General features: G+C 48.6%; 15 protein-coding genes. 7 read left to right on the top strand and 8 right to left on the bottom strand.

The window, feature by feature from the left end:
• From C234_RS17900 to C234_RS0112075, 6 genes are all read right to left on the bottom strand, one after another.
• Positions 1–200: hypothetical protein (locus tag C234_RS17900; protein WP_027325984.1), on the bottom strand; the 200-nt coding region annotated here is incomplete at its 3' end.
• 111 nt (positions 201–311) lie between these two features.
• A complete protein-coding gene (locus tag C234_RS0112100) occupies positions 312–512 on the bottom strand; it encodes a hypothetical protein (protein ID WP_027325983.1) in 201 nt (66 codons plus the stop codon).
• A gap of 38 nt (positions 513–550) precedes the next feature.
• Complete coding sequence (locus C234_RS16400; RefSeq protein WP_081688156.1) at positions 551–1,711, bottom strand: ATP-binding protein; 1,161 nt, start codon at positions 1,709–1,711, stop codon at positions 551–553.
• A 1,480-nt stretch (positions 1,712–3,191) separates the two neighbouring features.
• Positions 3,192–3,677 carry a hypothetical protein gene (locus C234_RS17570; protein ID WP_154656422.1) on the bottom strand — a complete coding sequence of 162 codons (486 nt, stop codon included), beginning with the start codon at positions 3,675–3,677 and terminating at the stop codon, positions 3,192–3,194.
• A 49-nt stretch (positions 3,678–3,726) separates the two neighbouring features.
• On the bottom strand, positions 3,727–5,730 hold the full coding sequence (locus C234_RS0112080; RefSeq protein ID WP_027325982.1) for an AAA family ATPase: 2,004 nt from the start codon (positions 5,728–5,730) through the stop codon (positions 3,727–3,729).
• A gap of 7 nt (positions 5,731–5,737) precedes the next feature.
• Positions 5,738–6,529: a Cof-type HAD-IIB family hydrolase gene (locus tag C234_RS0112075; RefSeq protein WP_027325981.1), complete on the bottom strand. Its 792-nt coding sequence runs from the start codon at positions 6,527–6,529 to the stop codon at positions 5,738–5,740.
• 70 nt (positions 6,530–6,599) lie between these two features.
• Here C234_RS0112075 and C234_RS0112070 point away from each other — a divergent pair, with 70 nt between their 5' ends.
• Positions 6,600–7,772 (top strand): MalY/PatB family protein, encoded by a 1,173-nt coding sequence (locus C234_RS0112070; protein WP_027325980.1) that lies wholly within the window; start codon positions 6,600–6,602, stop codon positions 7,770–7,772.
• Here C234_RS0112070 and dnaG read toward each other — a convergent pair.
• Together dnaG and C234_RS0112060 are read right to left on the bottom strand one after the other, a co-directional pair.
• Positions 7,764–9,773 (bottom strand): DNA primase, encoded by a 2,010-nt coding sequence (dnaG, locus tag C234_RS0112065; protein WP_027325979.1) that lies wholly within the window; start codon positions 9,771–9,773, stop codon positions 7,764–7,766. The genes C234_RS0112070 and dnaG overlap by 9 nt on opposite strands.
• 78 nt (positions 9,774–9,851) lie before the next feature.
• Positions 9,852–11,390 carry a helicase HerA-like domain-containing protein gene (locus C234_RS0112060; RefSeq protein WP_027325978.1) on the bottom strand — a complete coding sequence of 513 codons (1,539 nt, stop codon included), beginning with the start codon at positions 11,388–11,390 and terminating at the stop codon, positions 9,852–9,854.
• 248 nt (positions 11,391–11,638) lie between these two features.
• On the opposite strand from C234_RS0112060, the gene rpsA reads away from it, so the two are divergent.
• From rpsA to C234_RS0112030, 6 genes are all read left to right on the top strand, one after another.
• Positions 11,639–13,423, top strand: coding sequence for a 30S ribosomal protein S1 (rpsA, locus tag C234_RS0112055; protein ID WP_021644549.1), 1,785 nt, complete (start codon positions 11,639–11,641; stop codon positions 13,421–13,423).
• 162 nt (positions 13,424–13,585) lie between these two features.
• Positions 13,586–14,104 (top strand): outer membrane protein assembly factor BamE, encoded by a 519-nt coding sequence (locus C234_RS0112050; RefSeq protein WP_234180154.1) that lies wholly within the window; start codon positions 13,586–13,588, stop codon positions 14,102–14,104.
• 74 nt (positions 14,105–14,178) lie between these two features.
• Positions 14,179–15,117 carry a ribonuclease Z gene (locus C234_RS0112045; RefSeq protein ID WP_027325976.1) on the top strand — a complete coding sequence of 313 codons (939 nt, stop codon included), beginning with the start codon at positions 14,179–14,181 and terminating at the stop codon, positions 15,115–15,117.
• 32 nt (positions 15,118–15,149) lie between these two features.
• On the top strand, positions 15,150–15,701 hold the full coding sequence (locus tag C234_RS0112040; RefSeq protein ID WP_027325975.1) for an RNA polymerase sigma factor: 552 nt from the start codon (positions 15,150–15,152) through the stop codon (positions 15,699–15,701).
• A 46-nt stretch (positions 15,702–15,747) separates the two neighbouring features.
• Entirely contained in the window at positions 15,748–16,125 is a 378-nt protein-coding gene (locus C234_RS0112035; protein WP_027325974.1) for a hypothetical protein, read from the top strand.
• Positions 16,126–16,152: 27 nt separating this feature from the next.
• Positions 16,153–16,617, top strand: a complete 465-nt coding sequence (locus tag C234_RS0112030) for a hypothetical protein (protein ID WP_021644543.1) — start codon at positions 16,153–16,155, stop codon at positions 16,615–16,617.
• Positions 16,618–16,985: the final 368 nt, after the last annotated feature.

The raw sequence follows: 16,985 nt of genomic DNA, 5'->3' as shown, positions 1-16,985 counted from the left end.
TCTGTAATTAGAATCTTTATCCTGTGGATAAAAACATAATAAATAAACAGACACGGAATGCCCCATCCTAATACATTAAGTAGTAATTCTGCACTACTCTTTTTCACTAAGCCATAAACAAGCAAGAAAATAAGATAGATGCTAAAGATTCCCAAAGCATAGTATGCTTTATACCTGATATTTACCTTTATATTCTTCATCTTATGATTATTTATATTGTAATAGCTATTTGAATCGCTTGACTATTTATTAATTTTGTCCCAATATAATTACTATTCATAAAAGTATTGTCTAAAATTTTGAATTTCTGTTTACATTGCTAATCTTTTTTCTGATAATTCTAAAACAAACTTTTCGCATTCAAATCCAGAAAAACTTTTTTCAAAGCTAACCTCATCATTGGGGGCTAAATTTTTTATAAAAGTCTTTATAGACGACGAAAATGCAGTTTGTTTATCTTTATCAATAGGCATTATATCCCCTTTGGGCTTTATGGCATGTTTGCTTATCACACACTGATTGAAAAAGGGATTTATGTAGGAGCACCCTCTTATTTCAACTCATCAATATACTTTAGGACAAACTCCTCTACTCCAATATAGTAGATGCCATTTTCGTCAAACCATGGAATAATGGCATCGCGAATTACTACAATTTTGCGGTAGGAGTCGTTGATGCGACGGAGAGAGTGAGTCTCTTGTAATCGCTTTTTCTCGTCTGGAATGGCAAAAGCGGATTGTATATAGCAGCGTGCATTTCCTTTGTTGGCTATAAAATCCACCTCGAGCCACGTACGTTTACTTTTACCTTCCTCGTCTTTATAATTGTATTCCACTACCCCCACATCCACATTAAAGCCGCGAGCGTATAATTCATTATAGATTACATTCTCCATAATGTGTGTTTCTTCCTGTTGGCGGAAATTAAGTTGGGCATTGCGGAGCCCAATGTCTGTGAAATAGTATTTTAATGGAGTGTTGATGTATTTTTTCCCCTTTACATCAAATTGGTTGGCCTTGCGCAGAATGAAAGCGTCTTCAAATGCCGATAAGTACGAGCTGATGGTTGCATCGGTTACATTTTTATGCTTGACTGAAGAAAAAGTTCTTTCTAACTTAGCCGGATTAGTTAAGGATCCAACACTACTGGCTATAATGTTCAACAAATCATCTAGAGTTGATATGTCGTTCTGAATGTTATTGCGCTCTATGACATCGGTTAGATAAGTCTTTTTTATCAAGTCTTGCAAATACTTACTCTTGTCTTCAGGCGTTTTCTCTGAAAGAATACGCGGCAACCCACCATAGGTAATGTATTCTTGCCAAGCATCATGCTTATCACCTTGATAGGCATTGTAAAACTCCCTGAAAGTAAAAGGATTAATGTGTATTTCGTCACCTCTATCCTTAAATTCAGTGATGATATCAGATGAAAGCATCTTTGAATTACTACCCGTTACATAGACGTCAACGTTCTTTAAATCCACCAGCCCCAGCAAAATATCTACAAACCCGATAGTAGAATCTGCATCATCAAGCCAAGGATTCTGTATGGCTTTTACTTCTTGAATCTCATCCAGAAGTACATAGTATTGCTTGTCGGGATCTTTTAATTGCTCACACACATACTTATATCTTATTGCACAAACTCTCACAAGATATTTCTGCGTAAATACGCATTTTTCTCTAGTGGAAGTAAAGACTTCTATCACTTGCTATTTAATTCTAAGCTATATCATATCACTCTACTTTGCTATTGATTTAGCCTTTATCGAGATTCAGCAGAATTTGGGTGCGAATGTAAGTTTGTCATCTCAGAGTCTGGCTTGAAAGAAAGATGAAGTTAAATATTTTCGTAAAATATAGGGGTGAAAAAAGGCCTTGTTTCGGTCTCTTCAAAGCCTCTTTCAAGGCCTGCCTGAGACGCTATCCCGAAAAAGCCGTTTTACGCGTTTTTTTGCCCCGATTTAGCGGTTCCGGCCTATACGGGAGCGAGTTGAAAATAAATATTTCTTCTGTGTATCAATAAGTTAATTGCTGAAAGGGCGAACTAACTACTTGTTGAAAGCACATTTTAGAAAACGCCAAAACGTCAAAACGCCTATATGACTGTTTTACAAACGATGAAAACGGGTCGGAAGGTTGTCGGGGAGGAGAATACGGTCGGGATACAGTCTCTGTTTTCTCGGAATAATTGTTTAAAAATATTCCCGAACAGACCGGCGAATATATCGTAAAAAACAAGAAGAAGGTCCAAGGTTACTTCAAATATGAGATATAGCTCTGGACATGAGATGCAGCTTCAGACATGGGGTTTAGCTTCAAACATGAGATATAGCATCAAACATGGGATTTAACTTCAGGCATGAGTGTAGTTTCAAACATGAGTGTAGCTCCAGACATGGGATGTAGCTCCGAATATGAGATATAGCTTCGAATATGAGATACAATCCATACCCGCTGCTACGAACACCGCCGATTGTTACTCCTTTTCATGAGCTGAGAGAAACCGGCCATTTCTTTGAATAATCCTGACAGATAAAGGAATTATTTTAGCCGTCACCCATCCTTTTTTACCACAAAAAAGGTCTACGAAGTAGCTGCACCGACCGACTGAGAAACAGCGTGTACATAAGAGGGAGAAATCATATAAATAATTTGATAATCAGCAATATAGCTCACCACCTTCATGAAAAGTGTCAAAAAAAAGGGGACATAGTGACTTTTTGGCTTTTTGGCGTTTTCGAAAACCTGAAAAATCTCCGGAACGCTTCTTCAATCAGCCTGAAACAACACCACTCATAATGGTAATTTATTATTACTAAGAGAATGCAATTAGACGTTTTATAAGAAACTCCATCCGGGTTCGCCCGGGTTCGGAGAAGCTCCGTTTGCAGAACGTTCCGGGACATCGAAACTGCTCGGAAGTAAATGCGGGGTGGCGACAAATTCGGTTGCAGAGATGGAGCGGAACATTGAAGCTGTACAGGACACAGCTCCGGGTGACGGGTACGCTTTCGGTGAACCGGCCTCCGAAATGCTTAAGATACTTCGGAGCAAAATGAAGATAGTGACAAGCGGCTGTTGCAAAGAAAGGATGTAATGTCGAAGCCGTACAGGACGCAGCGTCGGGTAGCGAGTAAGCTTCCGGTGAAACGGGCACCTAAATGCTTAAGATGTTTCGAAGGAAAATTAAGATAGTGACAAGCGGCTGTTGCAAAGAAAGGATGTAATGTCGAAGCCGTACAGGACGCAGCGTCGGGTAGCGAGTAAGCTTCCGGTGAAATGGGCACCTAAATGCTTAAGATGTTTCGAAGGAAAATTAAGATGGTGACAAGCGGCTGTTGCAAAGAAAGGATGTAACGTCGAAGCCGTACAGGACGCAGCGTCGGGTAGCGAGTAAGCTTTCGATGAAACCATACATGCACATCGGATGACGGGTAAGCTTTCGGTGATGATCGGCCGAGCCCCTGTTTCCAAAGCCTGCGGAGTTTCATCACAAAGCCCGCCGTGTCTGCTTCCAAAGCCCGCCGCCTTTTTTTCAAAGCCCGCCGTGTTTGATTTCAAAGCCCGCGGGCTTTTTTTCAGAGCCCGCCGCCTTTTTCTGCATCCGCCGCCCCCTCTGTTTTTTCTCTGCTGCGGGAGAATGTCATTGAGCGTCACATGTGTATATTCCATATGAAGCGGATTATCATTCCATCGAAGCGGATCATCGCGCGACCCGGAGCTAATCTCTTGCTTTGCCTTTTCTGAGCTCTTCCGCAATCCTCCATTGAAGCTCAGCTTCGTCCTCTTTCCCTGCCTTCGACAGTGCGTCTCCGAACAGTTGGTGCGCCCCTGCATGACCGGGTTTCAGGGTGGTGGCTTTATCCAAGTCGGACACGGCTCCTTCCGTATCGCCGGTTTTCAGGCGAAGTTTCCCGCGATTGTAGAAGGCTTTGAATTCTATGGGGCGCAGACCGACGGCTGTGTTGAAACAATGTTCGGCCTCTGCATACGATTGGTTGTTGAACAGCGTGATTCCTTTGCGTATCCAGGCGTCGGTATAACCGGGATCGAGACTGATGGCTTTGTCGTAGTTGGCAATGGCGGCGCGCGAATCGTGCGCCTGCGTGATGCACTCGTTTCCCATTTGCAGGTATTCGCGGGCATACTTGCGCAGGCGTTCCTGTTGCCGGCGCATTTCTTCCTGAAGCCGGCTGTTCTTCTCTTTCAGCGTATTGATAATTCCCAATTTCCTGCGGATCAACCGGCGGGCAACGGGCTTTTCGATGTCGTACCGGGAGTGGATGGCTCGAAAGAACTGTTCCAGACACTCTTCCATGTCTCCCTTGTCGAACGCGCGGGCGGCAGCGGCATATTGCACATCCGCCTGCGCTTGTTTCAGAGCCTTCTCGATGGCTTGGCGGTCGTTGAACTTCCGTGCGAAGTTGACAATCTCCTGGCGGACAAAAATGTCGGCGCGGTTGACAGGCTTCTTCAGCCGGATGCCATCCAGCGAAGTGCAACGGCTCAGGGCAACGTATGTCTGTCCGCCGGTAAACACGCCGCCGGTGAAGTCGATCACCACCCGGCTGAAAGTCAGCCCCTGGCTTTTATGAACGGTTATGGCCCATGCCAGACGGATGGGATATTGGGTGAAAGTGCCCAGCACCTCTTCTTCGATTTCTTTCTTCTTTTCGTTGTATCGGTAGCGGATGTTGCGCCACGACTCGCGCTTTACGTCGCACTCCTTGCCGTCGTCGGTTATCACGTAGATGGTGTCATTCTCCTCGTCGATGCCTGCTACCGTTCCGATGGTTCCGTTTACCCACCGGCGGTCGAAGTCGTTTTTGATAAAAATGACCTGTGCGCCGGGCTTCAGCACCAGCTCTTGCGAAGTGGGCAGGCTGCTTTCGGGGAAGTCGCCGTTTATTTCGCCCTCAAACACCAGCGGGTCGCCCGGCAGTTCGGCGAGCTTCTTCTCATTGATCCCGTCTACCGTATCCCTCCGCGTGGCGAGCGTGATATACATGTCCTCCTCCGATTCTTCAATCCGGGTGCCGTAGCGGGTGTTGAGCAGTTGAAGGTCGGCAGCCCCGGCATTGTTTGTGCGGATGCGGTCGAGCACGCCCACAAAGACGGGATCGGTCTGCCGGTATACCTTCTGCAGTTCGATGGAGACAAGGTCTATCTGTGCGAAGACATGTGCTGAGAAGAAATAGGGAGTGGGATAGAAACGGTTGAGAATCTCCCGTTCGTCAGCCTTCACTACCGGCTCCAACTGAAACACATCGCCCACCAACAGCAACTGCTTGCCGCCGAAAGGTTCGCGGAGGTTGTGCGAATATACCCTCAGGATGCGGTCGATGGCGTCGATTATATCCGCCCTGACCATCGAAATCTCGTCGATAATCACCAATTCGATCTGTTCCAGCAGCTTCCGGTGGTGCCTGGTGTATTTAAAGAAGTCGTGGATGCGCCCTTTTTGCAGGCTCAGATTCGGATCGTCGGGCAGCAGCGGATGAAAAGGAAGCTTGAAAAAACTGTGCATCGTGCTTCCGCCCGCATTGATGGCGGCAATGCCTGTGGGAGCGAGCACCACGTGTTTCTTTTTGGTATGCTCGCAAACGTAGCGGAGAAATGTAGACTTTCCCGTGCCCGCCTTGCCGGTGAGGAAAACCGACCGGCGGGTGTACTGAATCAGGTTCAGCGCATCCTGAAAAGCGGTATTGTCGGTGTCGACGCGCATTGTTCCGTTATTCGATTATGCCGAAATGTTTCAGCGCAAGGCTGATTCCGTCTTCGTCGACCGGCGCGGTGACATAATCCGCCGCCGCTTTCACTTCGTCTCTGGCCTGCCCCATGGCTACCCCGACAGCCGCATGGCGGAGCATGCTGATGTCGTTTCCTCCATCGCCGAAAGCGATTGTTTCTTCGAGCTTGAAGCCGAAATGCCCGATGATGGCATCGATTCCTTTCTGCTTGGTGTTGCCTTTTGCGGTGATGTCGGCAAAGGCCGGATACCAACGGTTTATTTCGCAATTGGGGATGTGTGGAAGCAGTTCTTTCTCTTCCTCCTCTGTGATCAATGGAGTCATTTGAAATATTTCTTTCCGTATCACCTCTTCGAAGGACGCGACGGTCGGCATTGCTTTTACATGCAGTAAATCTTGGAAAATGTGGCGTAACGATTCGTTGGGCTGATACATGGAGATATCCTTTTCTTCGACGAAGATGCAGGGGGCCTCTTTCTGTCGGCAGAACCTCGCCATAGTTTCCACTTCTTCGCGGCGGATGGCGCTTTTGTAGATTACCTTGTTGCCTACAAAACAATAGGCGCCGTTCATCGTAATGTAACCGTCGATGAGGTTCCGTTCTTGGAGTTCGGAAAGATTGTTGATGATGGCATCCGGACGGCCGGTGGCGATAAACACCTTGACTCCCTTTTTATGGGCGGCCTCAATGGCCCGAATGGTGGAAGACGGGATGCGGTGAGTCTTGAAGCTGACCAGTGTTCCGTCGATATCGAAAAATAAAGCTTTCGTCATAGTTTCTTTTTTGAATTGCATACAAAAGTACTATTTTTGCCTGACATAACATAGAAAAACAATCTCTCGTATGAATTATAATTTCGATGAAATAATAGACCGCAGCGGCACAGACTCCGTGAAATGGGACGGGGTGGAAGCCGGTTGGGGACGGAACGATCTGATGCCGATGTGGGTGGCGGATATGGATTTCCGCACGGCTCCCTGCGTGATAGAAGCGTTGAAAAAGCGTCTGGAACACGAAGTGTTGGGATACACCATGCCTTGCAAGGAGTGGGGAGAGTCGATTGTTCGCTGGCTGAAAGAGCGTCACGACTGGGCGGTGACCGAACGGATGCTGATTTTTACGCCGGGTATTGTGCGCGGTCTGGCTTTCGCTATCCATTGCTTTACGGAGAAGGCGGATAAGGTGATGGTGATGCCGCCGGTCTATCCGCCGTTTTTTTCGGTGACGCAACGCACCGGGCGGGAAGTGGTGTTCAGTCCGCTGCAACTAAAAGACGGCCGGTACGAAATCGACTTCGAACGTTTCGCCCATGATGTGCGGGGCTGCAAACTGGTTATTCTTTGCAATCCTCATAACCCCGGGGGGAGGGTGTGGACACGTGAGGAGCTGGCGCGCATCGCCGACATCTGCTACGAGAACGGAACGCCGGTCGTTTCCGACGAGATTCATGCCGACCTTACCCTGCCGCCTTACAAGCATGTGGCGTTTGCTTCGGTTTCCGAACGGGCGCGTATGAACTCGCTGGTGTTCATGTCGCCCAGCAAGGCTTTCAACATGGCGGGACTGGCTTCTTCGTACGCCGTGATCGAAAATGAAGAAATCTGCGAACGTTTCCGGCAATACATGGAAGCCGGAGAGTTCTGCGCCGGACATTTGTTCGCTTACCTGAGCGTAGCCGCCGCCTACAACGGGGGAGGGGAGTGGCTCGACCGGCTGTTGGCGTACATCGGCGGGAATATCGATTTCACCGAGAGTTACCTGCGGGAGCATATTCCCGGCATCACCGCCATTCGTCCGCAAGCGTCTTTTCTTGTTTTTCTCGATTGCCGGGGTTTGGGACTGAACCGCGAGGAACTGCACCGTCTTTTTGTGGAAGATGCCCGGTTGGCATTGAATGAAGGATCTACATTCGGCAGGGAAGGCGAAGGATTCATGCGCCTGAACGTGGGCTGTCCGCGTGCCGTGCTCCGGCGGGCGCTGGAACGGCTGGCGAAAGCTGTGGCGGGATTATCTTAACACGACACGGTCGCCGAGGCGTTTGGCCATCATGCTCTGTATGCTTCTCAGATTGTTGTAGCGTTTCATCAGCGAGTTGCATTTCTCGTTGTCGCGGGCAAACTCGGGGTCTTGCAGGGCAAGAAGCATGTGCTTCAGCTCCTCGGTCACAATGGCGTTTTTGAAATCTCCCATCAGGCGGGGCACTATCTCGTAAAGCCGCTCCTCGTCCGCCACAATCTTTTGAAGTTTGGAGTGATACTTGCTGAGCCGGTAGCGCACATCGATCAGGTCTGCGCTCAGCTTGCTGATGGCCGCGTCGGAATGGGAAAGGAAATACCTTTCGGCGGTGAATCCGTCGTCGTGCAGATGGGCGACCGCCTCCGCCAACATGCGCCTGTGCAGCGGATTATGAAACGCCAGATTGTCTTCTTTCAGTTCGCTTTCCACATATTCTATCACGGTAATGGCGGTGGCTGTTCCGTCGTCATCGGTCAGCTCGCACATCACCTGCTCGCCGTAGCGCACGATCGCCCTCAGTATCAGCCGCTCGAATTTGTAAAACTCCTGTCCTTCCTGTCCCTGCTGCGGGATGAAAGAGGTGTACGCGTCTTCGGGCAGCGGGTTCTCCGCATTCGGAATCCCGTTGCCGGGCGGTATGTTTTCTTGCGATGCAGTGTTGCTGACGATCGGTTTGTTCGCTTTCTCGGCTTGCGCTTCCCTTAGTTTGGCGACCTCCGCTACCAGAAGTTTTTCTTCCAAATGCAGTTGCTGCCCGCACTCTTTGATGTACACGTCGCGTACGATGGCCTCCGGTATCACCGAAATGCTCCGTACGATGTTCGCTATCAGTTCGGCACGCTTTATCGGATCCTTTCCCGCGTCCTCCATCAGCAAGTCGGTCTTGAACCGGATGAAATCTTTTTCGTTTTCGCGGATAAAGTTCTGAAACTCCTCGGAATTGTGCTTTCGGGCGAATGAATCAGGGTCATCGCCGTCGGGGAGCAGGCACACCTTGATGTTCATTCCCTCTTCCAGCAGCATGTCGATGCCTCGGATAGAGGCGCGGATGCCCGCAAGGTCGCCGTCGTAGAGCACGGTAATGTTATTGGTGAAGCGGTGAATCAGGCGAATCTGTCCCGGCGTGAGCGCGGTTCCCGAAGAGGCCACCACGTTCTCCACACCCGACTGGTGCATGGAGATGACATCCGTATATCCTTCGACGAGGAAGCAGCGGTCTTGCTTAACGATCGCTTGCTTGGCGAAAAAAATGCCGTACAGTTCGTTGCTCTTATGGTATATTTCCGATTCGGGCGAATTGACGTATTTCACTTTCACGCCCTTCGTTGCGTTGCTCAACACCCGTCCGCCGAAAGCCACCACCTTGCCCGAAAGCGTATGCACGGGAAAGATGACGCGTCCCCAGAAACGGTCGCGCAGCCGGTGGTCGTCGGTTTCGTAGCAGATGCCCGTCTTCACGAGAAACTCTTTCTTGTACCCTTTGCGCAGAGCCTCCTGCGCCATTGCGTCGTGGCTTTCGGTGCAATATCCGAGTTGGAATTTCTCGATAATGTCGTCGCGGAATCCGCGTTGGCGGAGATAAGCCATGCCGACGCTGCGCCCTTCGGCGTGATTCTTCAGTGTCTCCTGAAAATAGTCGCGGGCAAAGTTGTTGACGATGAACAGGCTTTCGCGCAACGATTGCGCTAGTTTCTCCTCGTCGGTCAGCTCCCTTTCCTGTATCTCGATGTTGTATTTCTTGGCCAGAAACTTCAAGGCCTCGTAATAAGTCATCTGTTCGTGCTCCATGATGAAGTGCACGACATTTCCGCCTTTTCCGCAGCTGAAACACTTGCAAAGCCCTTTGGCGGGAGATACGCTGAAAGAAGGTGTCTTTTCGTTGTGAAACGGGCAAAGGCCGACATAGTTCACTCCGCGCCTGCGCAGCGTGACAAACTCGGACACCACGTCTACGATTTGTGCGGCGTCCAGAATGCGGTCGATGGTTGCCTGATCTATCATTCGGAATTATTTCGAGATGCAAAGGTAGGCATAATTGTTGTGAGTTACAAGTTGACTAAAGAACTCGGTTTATACCGTTTATTTCTTTCCGAACAACGCGCCGAAAATAGAACGGGTGATGCTGCGTCCCAACTGATTGCTGAATTGCCGCGCGGTGCTTTTGCCTACTTGTTCCATCAGGTCGCCCAGAATTCCGCGTTCCTGTTTTTTTCGCCGTTGTTCGGCGCGTTCTGCCCGTTCGGCTTCACGGGCTGCCTTTTCTTCCTCTTTTTGCCGGCGGATGCGTTCTTTTTCGGCGGCTGCTTGCCGACGTTCGGTATCCAGCAATTCTTCTTTTCGGGAGAGTACTTCATACGCCGATTCGCGGTCGATTAATTTCTCGTACACACCGTAGATCAGCGAACTTTTTATCACTTCTTCCCGCTCTGCGGTTGTCAACGGTCCTATTTGTCCTTCGGGCGGAAGGATATTGGCACGCTGCACTATTTGAGGCGCGCCTTTTTCATCAAGGAACGATATGAGGGCTTCGCCTGTGTTGAGTTGCGTGATTGCTTCTTCTGTCTTAAAACTTGGGTTGGGGCGGAAGGTATTGGCTGCTGTTTTCACGGCTTTTTGGTCATTGGGAGTATAGGCGCGCAAAGCATGTTGCACCCGGTTGCCTAATTGGCCGAGAATGTTTTCGGGAATATCCGCGGGGTTTTGCGTACAGAAGTAAATGCCTACGCCCTTTGAACGCACCAAGCGTACAATCTGTTCTATTTTTTCCAGCAACGCCTTGTTCATGTCTTTGAAAAGCAAGTGGGCTTCGTCGAAAAAGAAAATCAGTTTGGGTTTCTCCAAGTCGCCTACCTCGGGCAGTGTTTGGTAGAGAGCGTCGAGCAGCCATAGCAGAAAGGTCGTATAAACACGAGGCGAATTCATTAGTTTGTCGGCAGCTAAAATATTGATCACCCCTTTCCCTTGTTCGGTCTGTATGAAATCGGTGATTACGATATCGGGTTCTCCGAAGAACAGTTCGCCTCCTTGTGTCTCGAGCTGCACCAGACTGCGCTGTATCGCTCCGATGCTGGCGGGCGAAATATTACCGTACTTCGCTGTAAACTGTGAGCGGTTGTCGCTGACAAACTGTAACATTTTGCGTAAATCTTTCAAATCGATCAGCAACAGCCCGTTATCATCCGCGATTTTGAAGGCTACGGCCAATACGGCTCCTTGTGTTTCGTTGAGGCCAAGAAGACGTTCCAATAATAAGGGGCCCATGCTGCTTACCGTCGTTCGTATGGGATGCCCTTGTTCGCCGAACACATCCCAGAAACGTGTGGGCGAGCCTTTGAAAGCAAACCCCTTGCTCATTAGTCCGTAAGCCTCTGTTCGCTTTACCACGCTCTCTTTGTTTCCACCGGCTTTGGCTATACCCGAAAGATCGCCTTTCATATCAGCGGCGAATACGGGTACTCCCATGCTGCTGAAAGTTTCCGAAAGAGTTTGAAGTGTTACGGTTTTTCCCGTTCCGGTAGCTCCGGCTATCAATCCATGACGATTGGCCATTCGGGGAATGAGGCAGATTTCAGTTTCATTATTGATGGCAACGAAAGCTCGTTTTGAAGAGTCGAACATAAGATTATCTGTTTGATGAAGGTTATTTTCTACAAAAGTAAGAAAATCACGATGAAAAAGAGGCTTTATTTTCCACTATTTTTGGCCTGTATGGTTTAAATATGTTAACCGGTTCTTCTTTCTTTCACAGGCTCTCGCTTTTTATTTTCCTATTCTTTTGTCAGTCAAGAAAATATTTCTAACTTTGCGCCCGATTTATAGTCATATAATGTCTTATTCAATTAAAGTATTAACAATTTTATTTATTAATGGAAAACTTAAAGAACGTAGCTCCTATCGAAGATTTCAACTGGGATGCTTATGAAAATGGCGAAGCGGTAACCAATGCCAGTCAGGAAGAGCTTGAAAAAGCTTATGACAGTACGCTTAACAAGGTAAACGACCGTGAGGTTGTCGATGGAACCGTAATCTCAATGAACAAGCGTGAGGTAGTTGTGAACATCGGTTACAAGTCGGACGGTATCATCCCGTTGAATGAGTTCCGTTACAATCCCGACCTGAAGGTAGGTGATACTGTAGAGGTATACATTGAAAATCAGGAAGACAAAAAAGGACAGTTGGTGCTGTCGCACAGAAAAGCCCGCGCTACCCGCTCTTGGGATCGTGTGAACGCGGCTTTGGAAAACGAAGAAATTATCAAGGGTTACATCAAGTGCCGCACGAAGGGCGGTATGATCGTAGACGTATTTGGTATCGAAGCATTCTTGCCGGGTTCTCAGATCGACGTGAAACCGATTCGCGACTATGATGTATTCGTTGGCAAAACAATGGAATTCAAGGTGGTTAAAATCAACCAGGAATTCAAAAACGTGGTTGTTTCTCACAAGGCTCTTATCGAAGCCGAACTGGAACAACAGAAGAAGGAAATTATCAGCAAACTCGAAAAAGGACAAGTTCTTGAAGGAACTGTTAAGAATATCACCTCTTACGGAGTATTCATCGACTTGGGCGGCGTAGACGGCCTGATTCACATTACAGACCTTTCTTGGGGCCGTGTAAGCGATCCGAAGGAAGTAGTCGAACTGGATCAGAAGCTCAACGTCGTTATCCTCGACTTCGATGACGAGAAGAAGCGTATCGCTTTGGGTCTGAAACAGCTTACTCCGCATCCGTGGGACGCTTTGGATACTGAGCTGAAAGTAGGCGACAAGGTGAAAGGCAAAGTGGTTGTGATGGCAGATTACGGTGCGTTCATCGAAATAGCTCCGGGTGTGGAAGGCTTGATTCACGTTTCTGAAATGTCTTGGAGCCAGCATTTGCGCTCAGCTCAGGACTTTATGAAGGTAGGAGACGAGGTGGAAGCAGTCGTTCTTACTCTCGACCGCGACGAACGCAAGATGTCTTTGGGCATCAAACAGCTGAAACAAGATCCGTGGGAAACTATCGAAACGAAGTATCCCGTAGGTTCTCAGCATACTGCAAAGGTGCGCAACTTCACGAACTTCGGTGTGTTCGTTGAAATCGAAGAAGGCGTTGACGGCTTGATCCACATCTCCGACTTGTCTTGGACGAAGAAGGTGAAGCATCCGTCAGAGTTCACTCAGATCGGTGCCGATATCGAAGTTCAGGTATTGGAGATCGACAAAGACAACCGTCGCTTGAGCTTAGGGCACAAACAACTCGAAGAAAACCCCTGGGATGTATTCGAAACCGTATTTACCGTAGGTTCGGTACACGAAGGTACAATCATCGAAATGCTGGATAAGGGCGCTGTAGTATCTTTGCCTTATGGTGTGGAAGGCTTTGCCACTCCGAAACATCTGGTGAAAGAAGACGGCTCACAGGCTCAGTTGGATGAGAAACTCGAATTCAAGGTGATTGAGTTCAACAAAGACGCTAAGAGAATCATCCTTTCTCACAGCCGTATTTTCGAAGATGTAGCGAAGGCGGAAGAAAGAGCAGAAAAGAAAGCATCGAAGAAATCTTCCAAGAAAGAAGACACTCCGATGATTCAGAATCAGGCTGCTTCGACTACGCTGGGAGACATCGACGCTCTGGCTGCACTGAAAGAACAGTTGGAAGGAAATAAATAATCGGAACTGTTTCCGGATAAATAAGAAAGGCATTCCGCTCGTCGGGATGCCTTTTTTGTGTTTACGCAGCAGATAGGGGAATTCCTACCCGTAAATAGGAATAACCGCTCGGATAGGGAATTTTTTCATTTTACATTTGAGGCAATTAAAAAACATAAAACGATGGGAAGAATGAAAACGATGCAACATGTTTTATTCCTGCTGCCGGTGTTTCTGCTCAGCAGTTGCTTTACAAACCGGATCGCTTATAAGCAGATGGAGAGCATCCGGCGCGGGATGTCGGCGGAAGAGGTGATAGCGATTCTTGGCGAACCGAGTTACCGGAGCTTTAACGACAAAGGCGAAATGCTGGAGTTTCGGGAAGCGGAATACGGAACGTCCAAAGTTGTCAAGGTGTGGTTTGTCGATGAAAAGGCGGTGGAGATGAAAAGCTATCTGGACCGCTATGACAATGGTTGTACTGACCGCAAAAAAGCCGGGGAAGATGATGAGAAAGAGGGAGAAAAGAAATCTTCCGGGAAGAGCGGTGAGGCTAAGGTGCGGGTGACGACAGACGGAAAGCATGTGCTGCAGACGGGCTCTATCATCGTTACTCCGGATGGAAAGCACGAAACGGTGGTAATGGATGCGGGCGGAGTGATTATCACCGCGTCCGGCAAGCACATTCATGTGGTGCCCTAACGGAAGCGATTAACCGTAACTTTTTCCCCGTTTCCTTGCCGTATTGAATTTGAAATACTCTATCTTTGCACGTAATGGAGAAATTTGAGCTACATATATTGGGGTGCGGTTCGGCTTTGCCTACCACCCGTCACTTCCCTTCCTCCCAAGTCGTCAACTTGCGCGATAAGCTCTTTATGGTCGATTGCGGAGAAGGGGCTCAATTGCAACTGCGCCGTTCGCGGTTGAAGTTTTCGCGGCTGAACAGGGTGTTTATCTCCCATTTGCATGGCGACCACTGTTTCGGCTTGCCGGGATTGATTTCTACGTTCGGCTTGCTGGGGCGTACCGCCGATTTGCATATCCATTCTCCCCACGGTTTGGAAGAGCTGTTTGCGCCTTGGATGGAGTTTTTCCATAAAACGTTGCCCTACAAAGTGCTTTTCCACGAGTTTGATACGAAACGGTCGGAGGTGGTTTATGAAGACCGTTCGCTTACCATGTCCACCATTCCTTTGAAGCATCGCATCCCTTGCTGCGGGTTTCTGTTTGAAGAGAAGCAGGTTGCCAATCATATCATCAGAGAGATGACGGACTTCTACAAGGTTCCCGTGTATGAGCTGAACCGGATTAAGAACGGTGCCGATTTCGTCACTCCCGACGGCGAGCTGATTCCGAACGCCCGTCTGACGCGTCCCGCCGAACCGGCACGGAAGTACGCTTATTGTTCCGATACGGCTTTCCACCCGCAGATTGCGGAGCAGATAAAAGGTGCCGACTTGCTGTTTCATGAGGCTACGTTCGCGCAGGACGAGGAGGCGCGCGCCCGGGAGACGTTTCATTCCACTGCGGCTCAAGCGGCACGCATGGCCGCCGATGCGGATGTGAAGCGATTGGTCATCGGGCATTTCTCCGCCCGTTACGAAGACGAATCGGTGCTGCTCGACGAGGCGAGGGCGGTGTTTCCGCAAACCATGCTCGCGAAAGAGAATTTGTGTGTGAATGTGGGCGCGGGCGGGAACCGGGATTTTTGAAACGATAATGAATCTATATAAGAACTGAGATGATGACCCCTTATAACGAAGCAGAGGTATTGGAGCTCATCCGGGAAGAGAGCACGCAACGGAAAGGCTTCGAGATGATCGTGGCGGAATATGGCGAACAGCTGTACTGGCAGATACGCCGGATGGTGCTGTCGCACGAGGATGCCAACGACTTGTTGCAGAATACGTTTGTGAAGGCGTGGACAAATATCGATTATTTCCGCGCGGAAGCCAAACTCTCTACCTGGCTCTATCGCATCGCGCTCAACGAATGCCTCACTTTCCTGAACAGGCAACGCACGGCGGGTACGGTGGCGATAGACGATCCGGAGGCGGGCATGGTGAACAGGCTCGAGAGCGATCCGTATTACTCCGGCGACCGGGTGCAGACGCTGCTGCAAAAGGCGCTGGCCCAACTGCCCGAAAAACAGCGCATGGTATTCAACCTGCGATATTACCGGGAGATGAAATACGAAGACATGTCCGAGATATTCGGCACGTCGGTAGGGGCGTTGAAAGCCTCTTACCATCATGCGGTAAAGAAAATAGAGAAGTTTTTGAGAGAAGCGGATTAAACCTTTTGAAACGTATCATGTCTAAGGAACATAGAGGAGGAAATGTATGAAAGAAGATGATGCCTTGTTAAAGAAGATTGGGAAAGAAAATGCCTTCAAAGTGCCCGAAGGGTATTTTGAAAGCTTCACTTCGGAAGTGATGGACAAACTTCCCGCCAAGGAAAAGGCCGACTTTGCCGGGGCGCAGACCGTGACCCGATGGACAAAGATAAAGCCTTTGCTCTACATGGCGGCGATGTTTGCCGGAGCGGCGCTGATTATCCGTGTGGCTTCGTCGGGGCATAAATCCGTGACGGGCGATGCCATGACGGGGGAACAGGATACCGAAACAGTTTCGGAACAGCTGATCAGTACGGCCATAGACGGCGCCATGCTCGACGATTACTCGCTGTACGTCTATCTGACCGATGCGGGCATGGAATGATTTGTTAATAAATAAAGGAATAAGAATATGAGAAAAATTGTCGCTTTGGTGGTTTGCCTGTTTGCGTTCATGCCGTTCCTGGCGGCTACAGACGGCTGTCCACAACATCTGTCGCGTGAAGAGTTCAGAGAAAAACAAAAAGCCTTTATCATCGAGCAGGCAGGGCTGACGGAAGCGGAGTCGGCTAAGTTTTTCCCGGTTTATTACGAACTTCAGGATTTGAAGAAGAAGCTGAACGACGAGTCGTGGGAACTGATTCGCAAAGGGAAAGACGGAAAGGCCTCTGAAGCCGAGTACGAAGAAATTATCGAACGGGTTTCCGATAACCGCATTGCCGCCAATCGTCTCGACAAATCGTATCTGGATAAGTTCAAAAAGATACTTCCGTGCAAGAAGATCTATCTGGTGCAACATGCCGAGATGCGTTTCCATCGCGAAATGCTTAGAGGAATGAAGCATCGCGGAAGCAAAGACAGAAAAGGTAAAAAGTAACTATATGCCGCCCGGATGGAGGCTCTGATCGATTTGTTCAGAGGCTTTGTTCGGTTGAGAAAGAGGTTCTGTTTTACCCCGGCAGAGCCTCTGTTTCACTTGCTTAGAGAGGGTATGTCAAAACAAAAATGATCATCCCGAAAAGTTACAGATTGTAACTACCAAACTTAAAAGAGCCGTATCGAACTCTGTTTCGAGTAATGATACGGCTCTTTCTCTTGCTTTTTAGGATGCTCAAGTTTCAGATTAAAAGTTCTTCTTTGGTTTAATTTAGTTTTGACACATTTACATTTGCAGTATTAAATATCCCAATAAAAATATAAGTGTATATTTGAAAAGAAGAGTTGCAGTGAACTAACTTTGACACT

Origin of the sequence: Bacteroides pyogenes DSM 20611 = JCM 6294 (assembly GCF_000428105.1) — a bacterium.
GTDB lineage: Bacteria > Bacteroidota > Bacteroidia > Bacteroidales > Bacteroidaceae > Bacteroides > Bacteroides pyogenes.
Note: the sequence above shows the minus strand (reverse complement) of the source record. Positions and strands in the feature narration are given on the sequence as shown.